Origin of the sequence: Bacillus sp. AFS041924 (assembly GCF_002577195.1) — a bacterium.
GTDB lineage: Bacteria > Bacillota > Bacilli > Bacillales > Bacillaceae_G > Gottfriedia.
Genome location: NZ_NULG01000038.1, coordinates 88,453 through 111,032 on the forward strand (window position 1 = coordinate 88,453; position 22,580 = coordinate 111,032).

Annotated in this window: 17 protein-coding genes; 13 read left to right on the forward strand and 4 right to left on the reverse strand. The window is 34.6% G+C overall.

What is annotated here, in order from left to right:
* The first annotated feature begins 35 nt into the window (after positions 1-35).
* Entirely contained in the window at positions 36-1,457 is a 1,422-nt protein-coding gene (locus COC46_RS12410; RefSeq protein WP_141550895.1) for an amino acid permease, read from the forward strand.
* Between the two features lie 920 nt (positions 1,458-2,377).
* Here the strand turns inward: COC46_RS12410 and COC46_RS12415 are convergent.
* Together COC46_RS12415 and speB are read right to left on the reverse strand one after the other, a co-directional pair.
* Complete coding sequence (locus tag COC46_RS12415; protein WP_098810030.1) at positions 2,378-3,811, reverse strand: APC family permease; 1,434 nt, start codon at positions 3,809-3,811, stop codon at positions 2,378-2,380.
* A 322-nt stretch (positions 3,812-4,133) separates the two neighbouring features.
* Positions 4,134-5,096 carry an agmatinase gene (gene speB / locus COC46_RS12420; RefSeq protein ID WP_098810031.1) on the reverse strand — a complete coding sequence of 321 codons (963 nt, stop codon included), beginning with the start codon at positions 5,094-5,096 and terminating at the stop codon, positions 4,134-4,136.
* Between the two features lie 398 nt (positions 5,097-5,494).
* Here speB and COC46_RS12425 point away from each other — a divergent pair, with 398 nt between their 5' ends.
* The 5 genes from COC46_RS12425 to COC46_RS12445 all read left to right on the forward strand — a co-directional run bounded on the left by COC46_RS12425 (position 5,495) and on the right by COC46_RS12445 (position 11,612).
* Positions 5,495-6,832, forward strand: a complete 1,338-nt coding sequence (locus tag COC46_RS12425) for an APC family permease (protein ID WP_218012465.1) — start codon at positions 5,495-5,497, stop codon at positions 6,830-6,832.
* A gap of 568 nt (positions 6,833-7,400) precedes the next feature.
* Positions 7,401-8,696, forward strand: a complete 1,296-nt coding sequence (locus COC46_RS12430) for a Glu/Leu/Phe/Val family dehydrogenase (protein WP_098810032.1) — start codon at positions 7,401-7,403, stop codon at positions 8,694-8,696.
* A gap of 19 nt (positions 8,697-8,715) precedes the next feature.
* The gene (locus COC46_RS12435) at positions 8,716-9,000 is read left to right on the forward strand and encodes an SAV0927 family protein (RefSeq protein WP_098810033.1); all 285 of its coding nucleotides are present in this window, start codon (positions 8,716-8,718) and stop codon (positions 8,998-9,000) included.
* A gap of 36 nt (positions 9,001-9,036) precedes the next feature.
* Positions 9,037-9,285: a biotin/lipoyl attachment domain-containing protein gene (locus COC46_RS12440; RefSeq protein WP_098810034.1), complete on the forward strand. Its 249-nt coding sequence runs from the start codon at positions 9,037-9,039 to the stop codon at positions 9,283-9,285.
* Positions 9,286-9,479: 194 nt separating this feature from the next.
* On the forward strand, positions 9,480-11,612 hold the full coding sequence (locus COC46_RS12445; protein ID WP_098810035.1) for a sigma 54-interacting transcriptional regulator: 2,133 nt from the start codon (positions 9,480-9,482) through the stop codon (positions 11,610-11,612).
* 582 nt (positions 11,613-12,194) lie between these two features.
* On the opposite strand, the gene COC46_RS22720 is transcribed toward COC46_RS12445, so the two are convergent.
* Positions 12,195-12,329 (reverse strand): hypothetical protein, encoded by a 135-nt coding sequence (locus COC46_RS22720; protein ID WP_255294892.1) that lies wholly within the window; start codon positions 12,327-12,329, stop codon positions 12,195-12,197.
* A 263-nt stretch (positions 12,330-12,592) separates the two neighbouring features.
* On the opposite strand from COC46_RS22720, the gene COC46_RS12450 reads away from it, so the two are divergent.
* From COC46_RS12450 to COC46_RS12480, 7 genes are all read left to right on the forward strand, one after another.
* Positions 12,593-14,086 carry an aldehyde dehydrogenase family protein gene (locus tag COC46_RS12450; RefSeq protein WP_098810036.1) on the forward strand — a complete coding sequence of 498 codons (1,494 nt, stop codon included), beginning with the start codon at positions 12,593-12,595 and terminating at the stop codon, positions 14,084-14,086.
* 57 nt (positions 14,087-14,143) lie between these two features.
* The gene (locus COC46_RS12455; protein WP_098810037.1) at positions 14,144-15,514 is read left to right on the forward strand and encodes a putrescine aminotransferase; all 1,371 of its coding nucleotides are present in this window, start codon (positions 14,144-14,146) and stop codon (positions 15,512-15,514) included.
* 183 nt (positions 15,515-15,697) lie between these two features.
* Entirely contained in the window at positions 15,698-17,068 is a 1,371-nt protein-coding gene (gene gabT, locus COC46_RS12460; protein WP_098810038.1) for a 4-aminobutyrate--2-oxoglutarate transaminase, read from the forward strand.
* A gap of 32 nt (positions 17,069-17,100) precedes the next feature.
* Positions 17,101-18,522, forward strand: a complete 1,422-nt coding sequence (locus COC46_RS12465) for an NAD-dependent succinate-semialdehyde dehydrogenase (RefSeq protein WP_098810051.1) — start codon at positions 17,101-17,103, stop codon at positions 18,520-18,522.
* Between the two features lie 111 nt (positions 18,523-18,633).
* Positions 18,634-19,818, forward strand: a complete 1,185-nt coding sequence (locus tag COC46_RS12470) for a CaiB/BaiF CoA transferase family protein (RefSeq protein ID WP_098810039.1) — start codon at positions 18,634-18,636, stop codon at positions 19,816-19,818.
* A 13-nt stretch (positions 19,819-19,831) separates the two neighbouring features.
* A complete protein-coding gene (locus COC46_RS12475) occupies positions 19,832-21,049 on the forward strand; it encodes an acyl-CoA dehydrogenase family protein (RefSeq protein ID WP_098810040.1) in 1,218 nt (405 codons plus the stop codon).
* 400 nt (positions 21,050-21,449) lie between these two features.
* Positions 21,450-21,884, forward strand: coding sequence for a DUF488 domain-containing protein (locus tag COC46_RS12480; RefSeq protein WP_098810041.1), 435 nt, complete (start codon positions 21,450-21,452; stop codon positions 21,882-21,884).
* Between the two features lie 91 nt (positions 21,885-21,975).
* Here COC46_RS12480 and COC46_RS12485 read toward each other — a convergent pair whose 3' ends face one another.
* The gene (locus COC46_RS12485; protein ID WP_098810042.1) at positions 21,976-22,323 is read right to left on the reverse strand and encodes a PH domain-containing protein; all 348 of its coding nucleotides are present in this window, start codon (positions 22,321-22,323) and stop codon (positions 21,976-21,978) included.
* Positions 22,324-22,580 lie beyond the last annotated feature (257 nt).

Below are 22,580 nucleotides of genomic sequence, written 5' to 3' on the forward strand. Positions count from 1 at the left end.
TAACAGTCATTGATTCCGAGGATCATATTTCTTCTATGCCTCAAGAGTTAAAGCGTGGATTAAAACCACGTCATATTACAATGATTTCGCTAGGTGGAACAATTGGAACAGGTCTATTTTTGGCGAGTGGGGGTGCTATCCATAATGCGGGACCAGGTGGTGTTCTCTTAGCCTACGTGGCAATTGGTATAATGGTGTACTTTTTAATGACAAGTCTTGCTGAGATGGCTACATACATGCCAGTTGCAGGTTCTTTTAGTACATACGCAACTAAATTCGTAGATCCCGCACTTGGTTTTGCACTTGGTTGGAATTACTGGTATAACTGGGCAATTACAATAGCGGCTGAATTAGCTGCCGTTACGATGATTATGAAGTTCTGGCTACCACACACATCATCGCTATTATGGAGTTCATTATTTTTAGCTATTATCTTCCTATTAAACTATTTGTCTGTTAAAGGATTTGGAGAGTCAGAGTATTGGTTTTCTTTAATAAAAGTAGTTACGGTTATCATTTTTTTAGTTGCAGGATGTTTAATGATTTTTGGCATTATTGGTGGACAAGCAGTAGGATTTAAAAATTTTACAGTTGGAGATGCTCCTTTTCATGGAGGCTTTATGGCAACACTCGGGATTTTTATGGCTGCCGGCTTCTCCTTTCAAGGTACAGAGTTATTAGGAGTAGCAGCTGGGGAGAGTGAAGAACCTCAGAAAAACATTCCTCGTGCAGCTCGTCAAATATTTTGGCGTATTTTATTATTTTACGTGTTGTCTGTTTTTGTAATAGGTTTACTTATTCCATACACTAATCAAAATTTAGCAAGCGGTGACGTTACTGTTAGCCCATTTACGCTAGTCTTCGATAAAGCTGGCATAGCCTTTGCCGCATCCGTAATGAATGCAGTTATACTAACGGCGGTTTTATCAGCTGGGAATTCAGGAATGTATGCTTCGGCTCGAATGCTATGGGATATGGCGCGCCAAGGAAAAGCTCCAAAAGCATTAGGTAAGTTAAACAAAAGAGGTGTACCTGTTAATGCATTAATCATTACAGCAGCAGTTGGTACATTAGCATTTTTAGCATCCTTATATGGTGACGGAGTTGTTTATATCTGGTTACTTAATGCTTCAGGTATGTCCGGTTTTATTGCTTGGCTCGGTATAGCCATTTGTCATTATCGATTCCGCAAAGCTTATGTAGCACAAGGTAAGAATTTAAATGATCTTCCATTTAAAGCAAAGTGGTTCCCATTTGGTCCAATATTTGCATTTGTACTCTGTGGAATCGTTATTCTAGGTCAAAACTATTCAGCATTTATGGGGAAAGCGATTGACTGGAACGGTGTACTAGTTTCATATATTGGTTTGCCGCTTTTCCTTATTTTATGGATCGGTTATAAACTAATTAAAAGGACAAAAATTGTTCGACTTGAAGAGTGTGATTTGGAGAATTGACCTTTCACATATTTGATTAGATAAAAAGAATTTTAGTATAGAGAAAACCATTTTTGAGATGCAATTCGTATATGAATTAGCATCTTGGTACCAAAATGTCATTCAAACGAATGGATCACAGCTTGATTAAATATTGATAAAAGAAATAACGTACTATTTGTTTTGAATATGTACGTTATTTTTTTATTAATCTATTATTTCGAAAATATACTAATGAGTAAGAAAAAAGCAAATTGGAGATAAAAATGAACTCATAAGTCTTCATGGGTAAGAAAAACAGCGGAAATAAGAGAATAATTAACTCATGAGGGTTCATGAGTAAGAAAAAAGGCAAGATGATGGTAAAAATGAACTCATAAGGGGTTCATGAGTAAGAAAAAAAGCGAAAATAAGAGAATAATGAACTCATAAGGGGTTCATGAGTAAGAAAAAGAGCGAAAGTAAGAGGATAATGAACTCATGAGGGGTTCATGAGTAAGAAAAAGAGCAAAATGATGATAAAAATGAACTCATAAGGCTTCATGAGTAAGAAAAAAAGCAAAATGGTGATAAAAACGAACTCATAAGGGGCTCATGAGTAAGAAAAACAGCGAAAATAAGAAAATAATTAACTCATAAGGGGTTCATGAGTAAGAAAAAAAGCAAGATGATGATAAAAATGAACTCATAAGGCTTCATGAGTAAGAAAAAAAGCAAAATGGTGATAAAAACGAACTCATAAGGGGTTCATGAGTAAGAAAAAAAGCAAAATGATCATAAAAACATACTCATAAGGGTTCATGAGTAAGATAAAAACATACGCATAGCAGGCCGTAGTGGAAACCAACTTCTATCAATTATGTTTCAACAGTCTAAAAGCCGTTCCCCTATTAAGAGAAACGGCTTTATTCTAGTTAAAACTTAAGTTTCAATTTTTAAATTTAAACATCCAAATCCTTCTCCAAATTAATACCAATTTTCCCTTGTTGTATTCTTGATCTGAAAACAGTCCAATAAATAACAATCCCAGCTAGGAATAAATAAAGTATAACTTTAGTAGTTGGTAAAAAGTCTTTTGGAAGTGTTAAAATGCCAACTTCAAATACTAACCATATAATCGCTAGAATCGTAACGGGAAGTCGCCATTTTCCTAATTTGAAACCATCCGTATCCGGTAAAGTTTTAATTTTAGTAGCATAAGCGACTACAGTAAGTAAGTAAATAATGGCTGGAAGTGCCGCAGAAGTACCTATTAATAATGATAGTTTCCCAAAATAGAATACGGCAATGATGCCTAAAATAGAAACTAAAATAATAGCATTGTACGGTACATTATGTTTTTTATCTACTTTCTTAAATACATTTGAAGCAAAAAACACATTGTCTCTTGCCAGCGCATAAATAAGACGTGAAGCGGAAGCCATAATAATTAATCCGCAAGCAAAAATAGACACGATTACTAACGCAAGAAAGAAGTCCGCAACTGCAGTACCTAGACGTGATTGTAGAATATCAGAGATAGGCGAAGTAGAAGTCATAATGCTATTAATATCTTTAATGCCTGATGTAACGATAATTAAGAATATAAAGCCGATTAACCCTGCAAGTAACATTGAGAAAACAATAGCTTTAGGTACGGTCTTTTTAGCATCAACCGTTTCCTCAGCCAGATTTGCAGCTGCTTCAAAGCCTACTAGTGTATACGAACCCATTACTACAGCTAGTACAAATGCTGTAAAATAGCCACCATTTGAGCCAACTTTGTGAGCAGTATAAGTTAATAATGAAAAATCTGCTCCTTTAAAGAATAAGACAAAACTTAATATGATAATAATCCCAATAAAGCCGATTACTTCTGTATATACAGCTGAATTGTTAATGAGTGTAGCAATTCTTACGCCAAAAATATTTAATAAAGCTTGTATAACAATTGTAATTAGAACAACAGTTGTAAGAACTGTAGTTGTACTTTTAATGCCAAATAAATCAAGAAAAATAGGCGCAACGCCGTAATCAACAGTAGGTACAACAATAACTAAGTAACATAATGCAGCCCAACCAGTAAACCAACCAAATCCTCGATTAGTCAAACGGCTGACCCATTGGTATACGTAGCCACTTAAAGGAATTTTGCTGGACAAATCTGCAAAAATTAAAGCAACAAGCAAATGTCCTACCATAACAAATGGCCAAGTCCAAATCCCCGCCGGTCCAGCTGCTCCTAAAGCAAGACTATAGGAGCTAAAAATACCAGTCGTAATTGAGATAAACGAGAATGCTACTGCAAATGAGCTGAAAAATTTTAAAGATCGCTGTAATTCCTGTTTGTAGTTAAAAGATTGTAAAGCATCTGGATCAAAACCTTGTTTACTCATAAATCATCTCCTTAAAATTTATTTACAGAATTTTCTTATAATTTAACCCGTAGTTAGTCGGCTTTGAATAACTAAAAGTTTTATTATTGATATGTAAGAATTCAGCACAGAATGATGTTTTACATTCAATAATGCAACTTTCGTGCCAGTCTAAAGTTGTAACTATAATCTTGAAATTTGTAATAGAAGGGAAGTAACGTTTATGGGGGATTGAATAATGTATGCAACAGTGAATAAGTCATTATGTTTTAAATTAAAGAGTGTCACTATTCTAGAATTTGCATACTAAAAACCCACAAGGAATTTACCTTGTGGGCAATCTTCATTTATAGGACTCTTCTTTTTGTAAATTTTCATTTTTTAATTTTAGGGCTACTAAACTCGCAAAGTCATGAATAATAGTTGCTGCTAAAAGAGAGGTAATTTGAGTAGGATCATAAGGCGGTAAGACTTCTACAAGGTCAAATCCAATAAAATTGAAATCTGTTAAAGACCGAATCATTTGTAATGTCTCAAAGCTATTTGGGCCACCGACTTCAAGCGTACCTGTTCCAGGTGCACAGGAAGGGTCTACAAAATCAATATCAAAGCTTAGGAAGCATGGTGTATCACCAATTTTTGCTTTTACTTCATTAATTACATCTTCAATTCCACGAGATTTTAACTCAGGTGTTGTAATGACTTTATACCCGAGCTCAGTACTAGCATCAATATCCCCTGGATGATTAAGTGTTCCTCTAATTCCGATTTGAAATACTTTGTCATTTTGTAATAATCCTTCTTCGTATGCACGTATGAAGGGAGAACCGTGCCAATACTTTTCATCATAATAAGTGTCCCAAGTATCCGTATGAGAATCAAAGTGGATTAAGGCAACTGGCCCATATATTTTTTTTGCGGCGCGCAAATTAGCCAAAGTAACGGAATGATCTCCACCAAGTCCTATAGGAATAATTCCTTGCTGCATTAAATCAAAGACTGCTTTTTCTATGAGTTCGTAACTTCTATGGATATTATGTGGAATAACTGAAACATCGCCGATATCAATTGCATTGCAATCATCAAATGGAAAAACCTTATGAATAGGATGATATGGAAATAAAGTCATAGAAGCTTGTCGAATAGCTTGAGGAGCAAAGCGAGCTCCGACACGAAATGATGCTGCAGTGTCATAAGGCATCCCAATGATTGCCAACTTAGTATTTTCACGTGATGAAGGTAAACGCATAAATGTACCCGATGTACAAAATTCTGGTTTAACTTCAGGGGATAAAGGATATTGCATTCAAATTACCTCCATATTTTTATTTATAATCTAGTTTTAGCAAATTTCATGCCAGTTTTTTTTAGTAGATAACCTAGAATTCGCATGAGATAGCATCATTTGTAAATATGAGTGTTTGAATAATGTATGCAGGACTGAATAATGAACAGGTTGATCTTTAATGCAATTTCTGTTGGAAGAAATTTACAACTTTCTATTAATGCTTACTAGTTTCAATAGTTAGTAGTTGTTCTTTATAACGTTTACATAAATTTAATATTTTGGCATAAAACTTGCACCTCTAAATAATAGTTATTTAAATATTCAAAAAAAGGAGGTTTCTGTCGGAAAACTAAGAATTATAAGTAAGTGGTAATAACGGTGTAAGCGCTTAATCTAAAACGAAGGGGATATGATAGGTGGAAAATAAAACACAGTTAAAAAGATCCTTAAAGTTATGGCAAGTAGTTATGATGGGGTTAGCCTATATGACCCCTATGGTTGTATTCGACACATTCGGAATTGTATCTGATCTAACAAATGGTCACGTACCAACTGCATATATTGTAGCTTTAATTGGCATGTTATTTACAGCGGTAAGCTATGGCAAGCTTGTAAGAGTATTTCCTGATGCTGGTTCTGCTTATACATACACCCAGAAAGCAATTAGTGGTCACTTAGGCTTTCTTGTCGGGTGGTCATCTTTACTAGATTACTTGTTTTTACCAATGGTAAATGCTTTATTAACTAAAATTTACCTGAATGCACTTTTTCCTAATGTTCCAACTTGGATTTGGGTTGTTGGTTTTGTAGGGCTAGTTACATTCTTAAACTTAAGAAGTATAAATATGCTAGCGAATTTCAATACCTTCTTTGTATTGGTACAGCTTGCAATTATGGTTGTCTTTATCATTCTAGTAATCCAAGGCTTACATCGTGGAGAGGGATATGGGGAATTCAGCATAAAACCATTATTTAATGAAGGAATACATTTTGGCTCATTAGTAACCGGTGCAACAATTCTATGTTTCTCATTTTTAGGATTTGACGCTGTTTCTACTTTATCAGAAGAAACGATTAATCCAGCAAAAACGATTCCTAAAGCTATTCTTTACACAGCTCTTTGGGGAGGAGTAATCTTCACAGTTACTTCATTTTTCATTCAATTATACTATCCTGACATATCAAGATTTAAGCATCCAGATGCTGCATCACCTGAGATTGCATTATATGTAGGTGGTAAATTATTTCAGTCCATTTTCCTATGTATTACCTTTATTAATACACTAGCTTCTGCATTAGCATCACATGCAAGTGTCTCACGTCTGTTATATGTAATGGGACGTGATAAAGTTTTTCCAGATAAATGGTTTGGATTTATTCATCCAAAATGGAAAACACCAATATTTAACGTCATTTTCGTTGGTGTAATTTCGTTATCAGCAATCTTTTTTAACTTAGTAACAGCCACTGCATTAATTAACTTTGGAGCATTAATGGCATTTACTTTTGTTAATTTATCCGTTATTAATCATTTCTATATTCGAGGAAAACAGAGATCAATTAAAGGCTTCTTTTCATACTTGATCTTGCCTCTAATTGGAGCTGCATCTGTAGCGATTCTATGGTTCAATATTGAAAAAAGCTCATTAATTATGGGAACGGTTTGGTTCGCCGTTGGGTTATTATATTTAATTTACCTAACTAAAGCATTCCAAATTGCTCCACCCAAATATGAGGAAGAAGCAGCAGTATAATAAACTTGAAAAGCCACAATGGAATTGATTCCCTTGTGGCTTTTTTGCGTTCTTCTTAAGATGAGCTCAAATTTCTGGATAATCAATTTATGCCTAGTTTTGCCAACTTATCAACGAGCTTTCGTGTTATATCAACGAATTTAACCATTATATCAACGGACTTTAACGTTATATCAACCAAGTTCACATCTTTATCAACATTGTTCAATTAATGTTCGGTTTTATAATTTGAAATCCAGTATAAAGAAGCGGCCCACCTTACAAATGACATATCGTGTTCGCAACCCGCATCCCGCCGATCCTCTCAAACATCAAATAATTCAATTTTGAATAATTCTTAATGCAAAACTGAATAATTCATGCATTTAAACATATTTCCACTAATCATTCAAATTTGAATCTTAAAGAAAAAAGGTAATCGAAAAAAATATTAAAAGAAATTAAAGTCTATTAAAAGGCTCTCTAATAAGCTTTTATGAGATTTATCCCGTTAAAAAATCGGAATTGAAATTAAGTTGGCACAGGAATTGCTATTTAATTTTTAAAAATAATTAATGAGGTGTATAAAATGAGTTCAAATTTAAAAGCAGAGCAAACTGAAAAAATTAGTGAGCAGATTGAAATAGATGATTCCCTTCAAGAGTTTAGAGAAACATTAAATGAAGCAATCGGGATAATGAACTATCCGAGCCAAGTATTTGATTTTCTTAAAACACCAATGAGATTTTTAGAATTTAGTATTCCTGTTCAAATGGATAATGGAGAGACGAAAGTATTTCAAGGATATCGAGCACAACATAATGATGCACTAGGACCTACAAAAGGGGGAATCAGATTTCATCCTGATGTAACGCCAGAGGAAGTAAAAGCATTGGCTGGTTGGATGAGTTTGAAATGTAGTATTACTGATTTACCTTATGGAGGAGCAAAAGGTGGAGTTGTTTGTGATCCAAGACTTTTGAGTATGAACGAGCTAGAAAAATTAAGTAGAGGTTATGTAAGAGCAGTAAGCCAAATTGTAGGACCTACAAAGGATATTCCAGCACCTGATATGTATACAAATGCGCAAGTAATGGCTTGGATGCTAGATGAATATGACCACATTAGAGAGTTTGATTCTCCAAGTTTTATTACTGGTAAGCCGCTTACTTTAGGGGGGTCAGTAGGACGTGAAACGGCTACATCAAAAGGAGTATTTTATGCGCTTGAGTTAGTTAGTGAATTAAAGAAAATTGAAATAAAAAATATGAAGGTTATTATTCAAGGGTTTGGAAATGTTGGTAGTTATTTAGCGCAATATTTATTCGAAGCTGGAGCAAAGGTTGTTGGAGTTTCAGATGTTCTTGGTGGAGTTTACGATCCAGAAGGTTTAGACATACCGTATCTTTTAGAAAATAGAGATTCATTTGGAGTTGTTTCAAGCTTATTTAAAAATGCAATTTCTAATCAAGAGCTATTAGAAAAAGAATGTGATGTTTTAATACCAGCTGCAATAAGCGGAGTTATTAATAACCGTAATGCTGATAAATTGAAATGTAAAATTGTTGTTGAAGCAGCAAATGGACCGACTACGAAAGAAGCTTTAGAAATTCTTGATCAAAAAGAAATTTTAGTAGTTCCAGATATTTTAGCGAATTCAGGCGGAGTGGTCGTTTCGTATTTTGAATGGTGTCAGAATATGCAAGGTTATTATTGGACAGAGAGTACTGTAGATGAGAGATTAAAAGAAAAAATGACAGATAGCTTTTTAAAAGTTTATAAAACTTCACAAAAATATGATGTGAATATGAAGATAGCGGCTTATATCGAAGGAATTCGTAAAATCGCTGAAGCTTGCCGATTGAGAGGTTGGGTAAAATACTAAACTTAAAGGAGAGATCCAGATGATTGATATTATTTCTGAATCAGCAGAAAGTCAGCTTGTACACCATTATTGTTTATTAACACAAAATAATAGATATGATTTATCGATTGCATTTTCAAGTCACTTTTATGGAAAATCAATGGTTACATCCATTCAATCTAGTAAAATGGCGTTATTATGTTTAGAGGATATTCACTCTGAACATTATTGGGCTCCAAAACTAGGAATTGCTGACGAGGATATCTCAGAAATACAAACTTTCTTTAGTATGGTTCTACAATCAAAACACATTTGCGAGTTATAATATGAGGCTTTATTTTCACAAAAAGGAGTGAGCTCAATGAATTATGGGGTCATCGTCTGTGACTACTATGGAACAGTTGAAGAAACAGCCATTCAAAAAGATTCAAGAATTTATGAATGGGAGCCGTTATTTTATGTAAAAACTTCGGATGGAATGATGAAAGTAATCCACCAAGGAATTTGCGGTGAAATTGTTTCATTGGAAGTCTCAGATGGAGACAAAGTAGTTCCGGGAATGGTTCTTGCTTATGTTAAAGAGGATTTGTTTGTTTCAGCTAGCGATTAAGTAGAGTTGAATTAAACTTTCTCTATCTTAGGGAATGTAAAAAGGGCGTCTCATCAAGTAGACTGAAGAGACTGCCTTTTCTTTTTGTTTAAATTTAACTAGATTAGCAATTTCTAATTTTAGATTTTTGTGATAAATTTTAAAATTCTGCTAAAATAAGAATGTATATGGTTTAGACATAAGGGGGGAAAGACATGTTATCAATAAATGAGAAACAGATAAGACCAGTCATCACAATAGATATTGATCAATTTAAGGAAAATGATGAAATCGATTTATCCAAAATAAATGAACCCTTTTTATTCTTACGTAAGCAAAAACAGATTTTTGGTTATGTTCAATTCAATAATATTATTCAAGGTAATGATAAAAAGAAAAATATAGCAATTTCAAAGATTACTAGTTCAGCTCAATCAATTCATAGTGTCTGTAGTATTAGTGGGCAAGTTTCATTAACAGATCTATTTCAAATTATTGGTGAACCAATCTCGATTGTAAAAGAAGATCAAGACATGCCAATAGGTTACATACTTCGAGAAGATATATTGGCCGAGCTATTCAAACAAGATAGTAAAAGTGTAGATTTATTAAAAAGTATTTTAACATCGATACCGATGGGGACGTTTGTAGTAGATAAAAATAAAGTGATTATTAATTGCAATGATGCTGGGTTAAAAATGATTAAATCAACATCAGAAAAGGTAATTAATACAAAAGCAGAAATTATTTTTAGTGGTGAACAAATTGATAATGTATTTTCTACAGGTAAAACAATTCTTAATCAGATTCAAATAAATGATGATGTGGGAATTCTTGTTGATTATAGCCCAATTTTCGTAGATAACGAAATTGAAGGGGTTGTTATAGTTGTACAAGATCTTCCGATGGTGGAAGAAATGGCATCTGAAATTGAATATGTTAAAGACTTAAACAAAGATTTGAATGCTATTTTATCTAGTATTTACGATGAAATACTTGTAGTTAACCATAAGGGAGAGTTAATTCGTTACAGCGAGAATATCATTCCTGGATTTTGGAATGTAGATTTAAAGGAATTACTTGGAAAAAGTATTTTAGAGTTTGAAAATCAAGGACTCTTTACGCCGTCGGTAACAAAATTAGTTTTAGAAAAAAAGAAAAAAGTTTCAATTGTTCAGGAAGCGATAAACGGACGTAAAGTACTTGCTGTAGGAAACCCAGTCTTTGGTGAAAAAGGAGAAATTGAACGTATTATTATTGCTTCTAGAGATATTACTGAAACTTCGCGCCTTAAAACTGAGTTAAAGGAAATGAAGAAGATATCTGAGCAATATAAAAAAGAACTTGAAGACATTAAAAGCAAAGATCGTTTTGTTAAAAAACTGATTTACTGTAGCCCAAAAATGGAGCAAATTATAAATCAAGCAAAAAAAATTGCTGATTTTTCTTCAACTGTATTACTACATGGAGAGTCAGGAGTAGGGAAAGAAGTAATTGCACAGGCTATTCATCAGTTGGGAAATCGTTCTTCAAAACCATTTCTAAAGTTAAACTGCGGTGCGATACCTGAAAATCTTTTGGAAAGTGAACTTTTTGGTTATCTTAAAGGAGCATTTACAGGAGCGGATCAAAATAAAGATGGTTACTTTAAGCAAGCAGATGAAGGTGTTTTATTTTTAGATGAAATTGGTGAAATGCCATTACATTTACAAGTTAAATTACTTAGAGTACTTCAAGAGCAAGAAGTTATCCCAGTTGGAAGCACAAAGCCAATTAAGGTTAATGTTCAAATTATTGCAGCGACTAATAAAAGATTAGAAAAAATGGTTGAAGAACGTACATTTAGAGAGGATTTATATTATCGTCTAAATGTGATTCCATTAAATATTCCACCATTAAGAGAAAGAATTGAAGATATTTCGTTATTATCTTTTTCTTTCTTACAGCAATTAAATGAAAAATATAATAAGAGTTTCCATCTTACTCCAGATGCAATTAATGTATTAGAATTTTACTCATGGCCAGGAAACGTCAGAGAGCTTCAAAATATTATTGAAAGATTAGTTGTTTCAGCTGAGGATCAAATCATTAATGCAGAGGATGTTAATCAATTTTTACCAAATAGCTATGATTTTAATAAATCAAAACCTGTTATTAATAAAGTCATTCCTCTTCAAGAAGCAATTGATTATGTTGAGGAGCAACTCATCGTGCTTGCAATGAAGCAATATAAAACGACTACAAAAGCTGCACAGGTTTTAGGAATTAGTCAGTCTTCTGTTAGTCGTAAATATCAAAAAATAATGAATGAAAAGAATATGAATAGTGATTTTATGTCATTTAAATAAAAAACGCACCTAGTGCGTTTTTTTACATGTTGTTGAAAAAAGAACTTGTCAATTAAATAAAAATATTTTTCAATTTAAAGGAAGCTGTATAAAGTTGATTTCCACTACAGGTTGCCCGCTTCCATGGGGCGAGACCTGAGCCTCCTTTAGCGCGCCTGCGGGGTCTTTAGGCTTCCCGCATTTCCCATAGGAGTCGAGCACCCTTTCGTTCCAAACAACCTCTTCAAGAAAAAAAGCATACGATAAAGTACTTTATTAATACCCTTAAATTAGAGAAAAGTATTATTAAATTTCTCCCCGTATGAATGCCAATCTCGATCTAATAAACTTTAATTTGACCGTTGCCTTCTAACTTTTAACATCTTGAATATTTTAAAATCTGAAAAAATAAAAGAAATTAACTAGAATACTGTAGGTTATTGGTAATATAGTATTTCAAAAAAATGGTCATTAAAACCATCAAGATAACATCATTAATAAATTATAACTTTATCGTCTAATGTTTCGACTAGTGTAGGATTTAACTATTGACTGCTTTATATTTCAACACTCTAATAAAAAAACGCACCTAGTGCGTTTTTTTTATTTATCTAATTCCCCTATATTTTCAACATAACTATCAATTACATCAGTCATACTAACTTGATCTCTCGAGATACTAGATGCCATGAATACAATGATGAGTCCCACTGCAATACAAGTTCCAGCAAGTAACATACAATTTCCTCCTTTCATGGTGTTCTAGCCTATGCACTAAATTTTCTTAATATGTCGTTTTACAATAATAGTTTTTAAAACGTTTTATAGCTTCCAAGTTTTTGCGAGTTTCAAAGATTATGCAAATAGTAATAGTGTTATGCAAAAATGAATAATATTTGTACAGAGTATTCAGTTAAAAGCTTGCGAATTAGGTTTTTAAAAGTTGGCACAGTTCTTGCAAACTATTAAATTGTTAAGAAATTAAGGAGGGTTTATATCTAATGGTCGATGTTCAATTTAAAACAATTGATTTAAAGATGTTTATTAATGGTGAATGGAAAGATTCTAGCAATCATGAGAAACGCCCTGTGATTAACCCAGCAACTGGAGAAATCATTGCATATGCTCCAGAAGGAACGATTGAAGATGCGAAAGAAGCAATTGATGTTGCTCGTAAAGCATTCAATGATGGAAGATGGTCGGATTTATCTGCTCAAGAGAGAGCAACTTACTTATTTAAAATTGCTGACAAAATAGAAGAGTACCAAGAGGAATTAACTAAGCTTGAGACATTAGATAATGGAAAAACAAATCGTGAAGCAGGTTTTGATGTGGCCGATGCAGCAGCATGTTTCCGTTATTATGCAGGATTAATTACAAAGCCAGATGGGTTTACTTATCATGTAGCAGATCCCATGCAGGCAATGGTTGTTCGTGAACCGGTCGGAGTATGTGGATTAATTGTTCCTTGGAACTACCCATTATTAATGAGTGTTTGGAAAATTGCTCCAGCATTAGCTGCAGGAAATTCGATCGTTTTCAAACCATCAGAAGTAACCCCAGTTACTCCTAAAAAATTATTTGAGATTTTTGAAGAGGTTGGTCTTCCACACGGTGTTGCTAACATGGTGATGGGTGCTGGCCCAATAGTTGGAAATGAAATTGCTGCGAACCCTGATGTAGATATGGTTTCATTCACGGGTGGAACAAAAACTGGTAAACATATTATGAAAACAGCAGCTGATACGATGAAAAAAGTATCTCTTGAGCTTGGTGGTAAATCTCCAAATATCATTTTTGCTGATGCAGATTTTGAAACGGCAGTAGATTATGCTCTATTTGGAATTTATGCAGGTTCGGGTCAAGTTTGTTCATCTGGTTCAAGGATTTTAGTTGAAGAATCGATTTATGATCGTTTCGTTGAGCGATTTGTAGAGCGTGCTAAAAAAATTAAAGTAGGTCCTGGAAATGTAGCTGAAAATGAAATGGGACCACTAGTTAGTAAAGAGCATTTAGAAAAGGTTTTAAGCTATATACAAATTGGTAAAGAAGAAGGCGCTAGAATTGCTTGTGGCGGAAATCGTATCGAGAGAGATGGATTAGAAAAAGGATACTTCGTTGAACCAACTGTATTTGTGGATGTAGAACAAAATATGCGCATCGTTCAAGAAGAAATTTTTGGACCAGTAGTATGTATTCAAAAATTTAAGTCTGAAGAAGAAGCATTAAAGCTTGCAAACGGAACTGTATATGGTTTAGCGGGTGCAGTGTTTAGTAAAGATGGAGCGAAAGCTTTAAGAGTCATTAAAAAGCTACGTTCGGGGATTACGTGGATTAATGCCTACCATCCAACTTATAATGAAGCGCCTTGGGGTGGTTACAAACAAAGTGGTGTAGGACGTAGCCTAGGTACATTCGGATTAGAAGAGTTCCAAGAGATTAAGCAAATTAATATTAATTTACAAGTTGAACCAATTGGCTGGTTTGCAGAATAAAGTAGGTCAAAATTTAACTAAAAACAATAACTAAAAACGACTATAGGAGTGGAAAAAATGAGTATCAATTTAAAAAACGAATTAAAAACTGAAGAAAAAAATGTAACCGAGTACATTAATAAGGTTTTAAGTTTAATAGAAAAAGAGACTGTCACAGAAGAAGACGCAGCATGGATCACGAAGGAAACAGTTGATGGCTTTAGAGAGCATGTAAACCCAGGTTTCCTTGCTTACCGTAAAACAGTTACCGAAGGCGGTCAATTTGCTTCTGTTGAGTGGTCGGATAGCGGATCATGCTTTAAAGACGTAAATGGAAAAGAGTATATTGACTGTTTAGGCGGATTTGGAATTTATAATGTTGGACACCGTCATCCAAAAGTTATTAAAGCTGTTACAGATCAGTTAAAAAGACAGGCACTTCATAGCCAGGATTTATTAGATCCATTACGTGCAATGCTTGCTAAAATTTTAGCAGAAATTACACCAGGTGATTTAAAATACTCGTTCTTTACAAATAGTGGTACTGAAAGTGTAGAAGCAGCATTAAAACTTGCAAAAATGTATAGTGAACGCAGTACGTTCATTTCAACTACACGTGCATTCCATGGAAAAAGCTTAGGTTCTTTATCAGGTACTGCAAAAGGCATGTTCCGTAAACCGTTTTTACCGCTAATTCCTGGATTCCGTCATGTTCCATTTGGAGACATTGACATGATGAGAAAAACATTTGAAACATGTTCTTTAGTAGGTGAAGATGTTGCAGCAGTAATCCTTGAGCCAATTCAAGGTGAAGGTGGAATTATTCTTCCTCCTCCAAACTATTTAAAAGAAGTTCGTGAGTTATGTGATGAGTACGGTGCTCTATTAATTTTTGATGAAGTACAAACAGGTATGGGCCGTACAGGTAAAATGTTTGCTGCTGAATTATATGAAGTAGTACCAGACATTATCTGTCTTGCAAAAGCATTTGGTGGTGGAGTTATGCCAGCTGGTGCGGTTGTTGCAAAAGAAGAAGTATTTAAAAGCTGGTTCCCAAATCCATTTATGCATACAACAACATTTGGTGGAAATCCATTAGCGTGTGCTGCTGCTATTGCTACAATCAGCGTACTACTTGAAGAAAAATTACCTGAAAGAGCAGAAGTAGTCGGAGCTTATTTCTTAGAAAAATTAAAAGAAGCTGCAAAAGGGCATGAAGATAAAGTTTTAGAAATTCGTGGTCAAGGTTTAATGATCGGAATCGAGTTCCATCAAGATGAAATTGGTTATGAAGTTTCTAAAGGTATGTTCGATAAAGGTATCTTAGTTGCTGGTACATTAATCAACTCAAAAACAATTCGTATCGAGCCTTCATTAAAAATTAGCTATGAAGAGGTTGATACGGTAGTAAGTTCATTTAAAGAAATTTTAGCTACTATTCAAGCTTAATTTAAAAAGTATGTCAAGTTCAGACTGCCCGCAAAACGCTCGCTTTCTTCGTTGCTTCGTCTGATAGCGGTGCTCATTAGACTTCGCGCCTAGGAAGTCAAGCGTTTTCAATCAGTCTAAAATAAGATTTTTGGACATTCGTCTACCGATAGAAAAAATCGTTATAGATAGGATGGTGTAATAATGGCAGATCGAAAATTTGTTAAAATTCAAACCTCAATTCCAGGACCGAAATCACAAGAGTTGCTTTCTCGAAGAAATAAAGTGGTTCCAAAAGCAATTAGTAATAATAGTGAAGCATTCGTAAAAAAGGCAAAGGGTGCGCTTGTTGAGGATATTGATGGCAATACATTTATTGACTTTGCAGGTGCAATTGGCACGTTAAATGTTGGGCATTCACATCCTCGAGTAGTGAGAGCTTTACAAGGACAAGCCGGTGATTATATTCATACAGGCTTTAACGTCATGATGTATGATTCTTATATTCATCTTGCAGAAAGACTGGCTGAGCTTTCTCCTGGAGATTTCGATAAACAAGTAGCATTTTTCAATAGTGGTGCAGAAGCAGTTGAAAACGCAGTGAAAATTGCTAGGAAATATACAAAACGTCAAGGCATCATTTCGTTTACTAGAGGATTCCATGGTCGTACTTTAATGACGATGACAATGACTAGTAAAGTTAAGCCTTACAAATATGGATTTGGACCATTTGCTCCTGAAGTGTATAAAGCACCTTATCCATACGTATATCGTCGTCCGGATCAAATGACTGAAAAAGAATATAGTCAATTCATCATTGAACAATTTGAACAGTTTCTAATTGCAGAGGTTGCACCGGAAACAATCGCTGCTGTTGTAATGGAACCAATTCAAGGTGAGGGTGGCTTTATTGTTCCAGATATTGATTTTGTTAAAAGAGTTAGAGAAATTTGTACGCAATATGGAATATTGTTTGTGGCAGATGAAATTCAAACAGGATTCGCTAGAACAGGTAAGTACTTTGCAATCGAACACTTTGGTATCGAACCTGATTTAATTACAATTTCAAAATCAATGGGTGCAGGAGTACCCATTAGTGGAGTAATCGGAAGAAAAGAAATAATGGAAGCTTCTGATAGCGGAGAATTAGGTGGCACATACTCAGGTAGCCCGCTTGGATGTCGTGCAGCGCTGGCAGTACTCGATATCATTGAAGAAGAGGAATTAAATGATCGAGCTGTTGTCATTGGTGAAAAAGTTAACGAGAAAATGCGCAGGTGGGCAGAACAGTTTGAACAAATCGGTGATATTCGAGGAATTGGCGCAATGTGTGCAATGGAGATCGTTACAAACAAAAAGGATAAAACACCGGATAAAACTACAGTTGGAAAGATTGTAAAAGAAGCAAATAACAGAGGGTTAATGATATTAAGTGCAGGAATCTTTGGGAACGTGATTCGTTTGTTAATGCCACTAACGATTACGGATGAACAGCTTGAAGAAGGACTAGATATTTTAAGAGAGTCGATTGAAGCAGTATTCGTACCAGAATTTCAATTGGAGGTAAACCCATGAGCCAAATTAAAGAAAAATATGAAGTCTACCCAATGTATATAGACGGTACATGGGTTGGCACTGACCATGAATACTATACAAAAGTTACAAATCCTGCAACTGGAGCGGTCGTAGGTGCAATTCCAACAGGTGGTACATACGAAGCAAAATTAGCTGTTGATGCTGCACATAAAGCCTTTAAGACTTGGTCAAAAAAGACGGCAGAAGAAAGATACCATTTATTAATGAATTGGTATCGCCTTATTGACGAAAAGAAAGAAGAAATTGCAAGATTAATGACAATTGAACAAGGTAAACCGTTAAAAGAAGCATTAGGTGAGACTGTTTATGCAAATGGTTTTATTTCTTGGTATGCAGAAGAAGGGAAACGTGTATATGGGGAAACGATCCCTGCATCACAGCCTAATAAACGAATTCTTGTTAGAAAAGAACCTGTAGGAGTTGTTGCAGCAATTACACCGTGGAACTTTCCAGCAGCAATGATTACTAGAAAAGTTGCGCCTGCTCTTGCGGCTGGTTGTACGACTGTTATTAAACCAGCAACACAAACACCTTTAACAGCATTAAAGCTAGCAGAGCTTGCTCATGAAGCGGGAATTCCAAAAGGTGTAATTAATGTTGTTACTGGTAAATCTACAGAAATTGGTGACGCATGGTTAAAAGATCCAAGAGTAACGAAAATTACATTCACTGGTTCTACTGAAGTTGGTAAAACGCTAATGAGAGGTGCAGCTGAGAATGTCAAAAAAGTTTCGCTAGAGCTTGGTGGAAATGCGCCATTTATTGTGATGGATGATGCTGATTTATCAAAAGCAGCAGTTGGTCTAGTTCAATCTAAATTCCGCAATGCAGGGCAAACTTGTATATGTACAAATCGTATTTATGTACAAGAAAGTGTAGCTGAAAAATTTACGGACCTTTTTACAAAAGAACTAGAAAAATTAAAAGTTGGTAATGGATTAGAAGAAGGTATTGATGTTGGTCCACTAATTGATCATTCAGCTTTAGAAAAGGTAAAAACATTAGTCGAGGATGCTACTAAAAATGGTGGGAAGGTAGTATTTTGTGGAAATAAACCTTCCGAGGAAAATGGATATTATTATGCACCAACTATTTTAACTGGAATTATAGATGAAATGGCCTGTATGAAGGAAGAAATTTTTGGTCCTCTTGCACCGATTGCTACTTTTAAAACGGAAGAAGAGGTAATCGAAAGAGCAAATAATTCAAATTACGGTCTAGCTGCATATGTGTATACGGAGAACTTAAGTCGTTCATTCCGCATTACAGAAGCACTTGAATATGGAATTATTGGTCTAAATGATGCCCTACCTTCAGCTGTACAAGTTCCATTTGGCGGTTATAAAGAGAGTGGTCTTGGAAGAGAAGGCGGCCATTTTGGAATCGAGGAATTCCTAGAAGTTAAATATATTTCAATTGGGTTAGACATCTAATAAATCTACTGTTCATACAAAGCGCAGTTGTAAGCCAGTTAAACATTCAATGCAGGCTATTGTATTTGAACGTTTACTGGCTTATTAACTAGATTAATAGAGGTGGGAAAATTGCCGGGTGCATTACATGGAGTAAAAATCATTGATTTAACAAGAGTGCTAGCCGGTCCCTTTTGTACGATGATCCTCGGGGATTTAGGGGCAGAGGTCATAAAAGTAGAAAGCATCAATAATGGTGATGAAACAAGGGGGTGGGGACCACCTTTCGTAGAAGGCGAAAGCGCTTATTATTTATGCGCAAACCGTAATAAGCAAGGCATTACTTTGAACTTAAAAAATGAGCAAGGTAAAGAAATTTTAAAAAAGTTAATTTCAGAGGCTGATGTAGTCGTACAAAATTTCAAACCTGGAACATTGTCGAAGCTAGGCTTTGGCTATGAAGATTTGAAAAAAATAAAAGAAGACATCATATTAGCATCCATTAGTGGATTTGGCAGTGAAGGACCGAATTCATATCTACCAGGATATGATTATATTATTCAAGCAATGTCCGGTTTAATGAGTATTACAGGTGAGAAAGAAGCGGAGCCAACAAAAGTAGGTGTAGCCATTTCAGATGTTTTAACTGGTCTATTTACATGTATTGGGATTCTTGCTTCACTGCAACACCGAAGTCGTACAGGAGAAGGTCAGGAAATCGATATTTCATTGTTTGACTCCCAACTAGCTGCTTTAGTAAATGTAGCTAGTAATTATTTATGCAGTGGAATTGTACCTGAACGAATGGGAAACCAACATCCAAATATTGTGCCATACCAAGTCTTTACCGCGAGTGACGGTGAATTAGTCATAGCAGTTGGTAACGATGCGCAGTTTAAAAGATTTGCTTTACTAATTGATGAACCAATTTTGTTAGATGATACATATAAGACAAACACTAGTCGTTTACAGCATCGAAAACAAATAGAGCAATTAATTCAAAATAAGCTAAAAACAAAAACTAAAAATGAGTGGAAGGCATTATTAGACCAAGTTGGAATCCCGAATGGACCAATTAATAATGTAAGTGAAGCTCTCCAGTCTGAACAAGCTAAATCAAGAGAGATGGTGTTGGGTGTAAATCATCCATTTATAAAGGACCTAAAATTAGTCGGATCACCATTAAAATTATCAAAAACACCAGTTGAAGTAGTAAGACACCCGCCTCTACATGGCGAACATACTGATGAAATAATGAGCAAGCTAGGTTATTCCCGAATTGAAATAGAAGAAATGAAATTAAATAAAACAATTTGAGGAGGAAATAAGAATGGATTTTTCATTATCAGAAGAACAAATCAGCGTAAGGAAAGTAGTCAGGTCAATTGTAGACAGAGAAATTATCCCTTTTATGAAAGAATGGGATGAAAAAGGACACTTTGAAGCAAATATTTTAAAGCGACTAGCTGATTTACAATTAATGGGTGTATGTATTCCAGAACAATACGGTGGAGTAGGTATGGATTATAATACATTAGCGATTGTATGTGAGGAATTAGAACGTGGAGATACGGCATTCCGAACTGCTGTTTCTGTTCATACAGGGTTAAATAGTATGACATTGCTACAATGGGGTACAGAAGAACAAAAGAAAAAATATTTAGTGCCTCAAGCTCAAGGGAAAAAAATAGGAGCATTTGGATTAACTGAACCTAATGCCGGTTCGGATGTAGTTGCAATGACAACTACTGCTGTAAAAGATGGCGATAGCTATATTCTAAATGGATCTAAAACATGGATCTCATTATGTGATGTAGCGGACCATTTCTTAATTTTTGCTAAAACAAACCATGACCTAAAGCATCACGGTATATCTTGTTTTATTGTAGAACGTACATTTGAAGGCGTTTCCACAAAAGCAATCAAAGGAAAAATGGGTATTAGAGCAGGAAATACAGGCGAAGTATTTTTAGATGATGTAAGAGTACCTGCTGAAAACAGATTAGGCTTTGAAGGTGAAGGATTTAAAATTGCAATGTCAGCACTAGATAACGGTAGATTTACAGTAGCAGCTGGTGCTTGTGGACTAATTCAAGCATCACTTGAAGCAAGTGTAAAATACTGCCACGAACGAAAAACATTCGGCAAAGAAATCGGAAAGCATCAACTAGTACAGCAAATGATCGCAAAAATGTCATCAAATCTAGAAATCTCAAGGCTATTAGTATACAAAGCAGGCTGGTTAAAAAATAATGGTAAACGTAACACAAGAGAAACTTCACTAGCAAAATGGATTTCATGTAATGCTGCAAACGAAGCAGCAAACGATGCAGTTCAAATTCATGGTGCATACGGATTCTCAAACGAATTCCCAGTAGAGCGCTACTTAAGAAACTCAAAAGCACCTGTAATTTACGAAGGAACTAGAGAAATCCACACGATTATGCAGGCTGAATACGATCTAGGTTATAGAGAAGATAAAGTTTTAAGAAAAATGCTTCCATCTTGGCCATTTGAAGAAGTTTCAGTTGAAGTGGTGAAGTCTTAATTTAAGGTTTTCTAAACATAAAAGGACCGGGCGATTGTTGCCCGGTTTTCTTAATTTCTTTTTCTATTATTCGTTTGCCAATTTTTCAATTTGGTCATAATGTGACTTATTATTAAAGCCTTCTCTTTCAATTCATAAGCTATTACAAGCAAAATAAGGATGTTCTAGCCAATCTGGTTATTAGTTTGTAGAGCTTTATCAATTACTTTTTCGAGATTAATACTGGGACTATTTATTTGTCTGGCGGTGTATTTTTACATTATAGTTATATTGGTCATTTAACTTCAACTGAGGATAAAAAGGGGAGACGAGAATCCTGTAGTGGAAATCAACGAACCTACTTTTTATAGCAACAAAAACTGGTTTCATATTCAGATATTAAAAGGAGTAGTTAATAAAAATGAACATAACAACAATCGGTTTCTCAAAAAAATCTTTAAGAACCTTTTCATCAATGCTCCAACAAAATAACGTCACACATCTAATTGATACTAGACTACATAACACATCACAACTAGCAGGATACGCAAAAAAAGATGACCTTCAATTTGTAATGACCCTATTAAATATTCAATACACCCATGACACAGACTTAGCACCAACAGAAGAATTACTTAAAGCAATTAAGAAAAAAGAAATCACATGGAATGACTTCGAAAAAGACTTTTTGAACTTAATGCAAAATCGTAAAATCGAAACAAAAATCAACGAATTTACAAGTAATGGCGTTCCATGCTTCTTATGTAGCGAAGAAAAACCACACCACTGTCACCGCAAATTAGTCGTAGAGTACTTAAGAGAATTTGATCATCGTTTTGAAATTATTCATTTATAAATGCATAAAAGTGAGTAGCTTTTTACAAGATACCATTCAAATCCGAAAAATAAATAAAGAATGTCCATTAAAGACAGTCTTATTAAAATGATTAAATGTGAGTACGTAATTTATTTTGTATTTGCTGTAAGACATCCTCAACATGATCCACTTCTAAAATGATTTTATCGTACTTGTGATTGTTTAAAGTTAAAACTAAATTACCATTGTGGGTACTTGTAGCCATAAAATAATTTACACCGTCTTTTTTAAAATATCCATATTTACTTGCGCCTACATGTGTACCGTATATTTTCCATAGAAATTGATGGACATCCTCTATTGAAACGTCCTTGATTTCACGATAGGGCACTTCGATTTTATGTTTTAATCCTAGTACTAATTCAAATCCAGAAAGTGTAATAACTAATTGATTTTCTTCAAATAAAATAGTTTTCATAAACATCACTCCTTAATTCTTATACGAATGAGAATCGAATTTCGTTCATTTTTTTAAAATCTCAATTTCAAGATCAAATTTTTAATATTAAACACATAAAAATGAGCGATCGTTGTGACGGAATCGCTCCTCCATACAAAATTAAACAAACGTTTAATTAAACTAAAATACTCTAAATCAGACGATGTAACTCGCTTACAAAATACCCAGTAAGTCCAAATTTGGTACGCAAGCTTTGATAAAATACGGAAAAAATT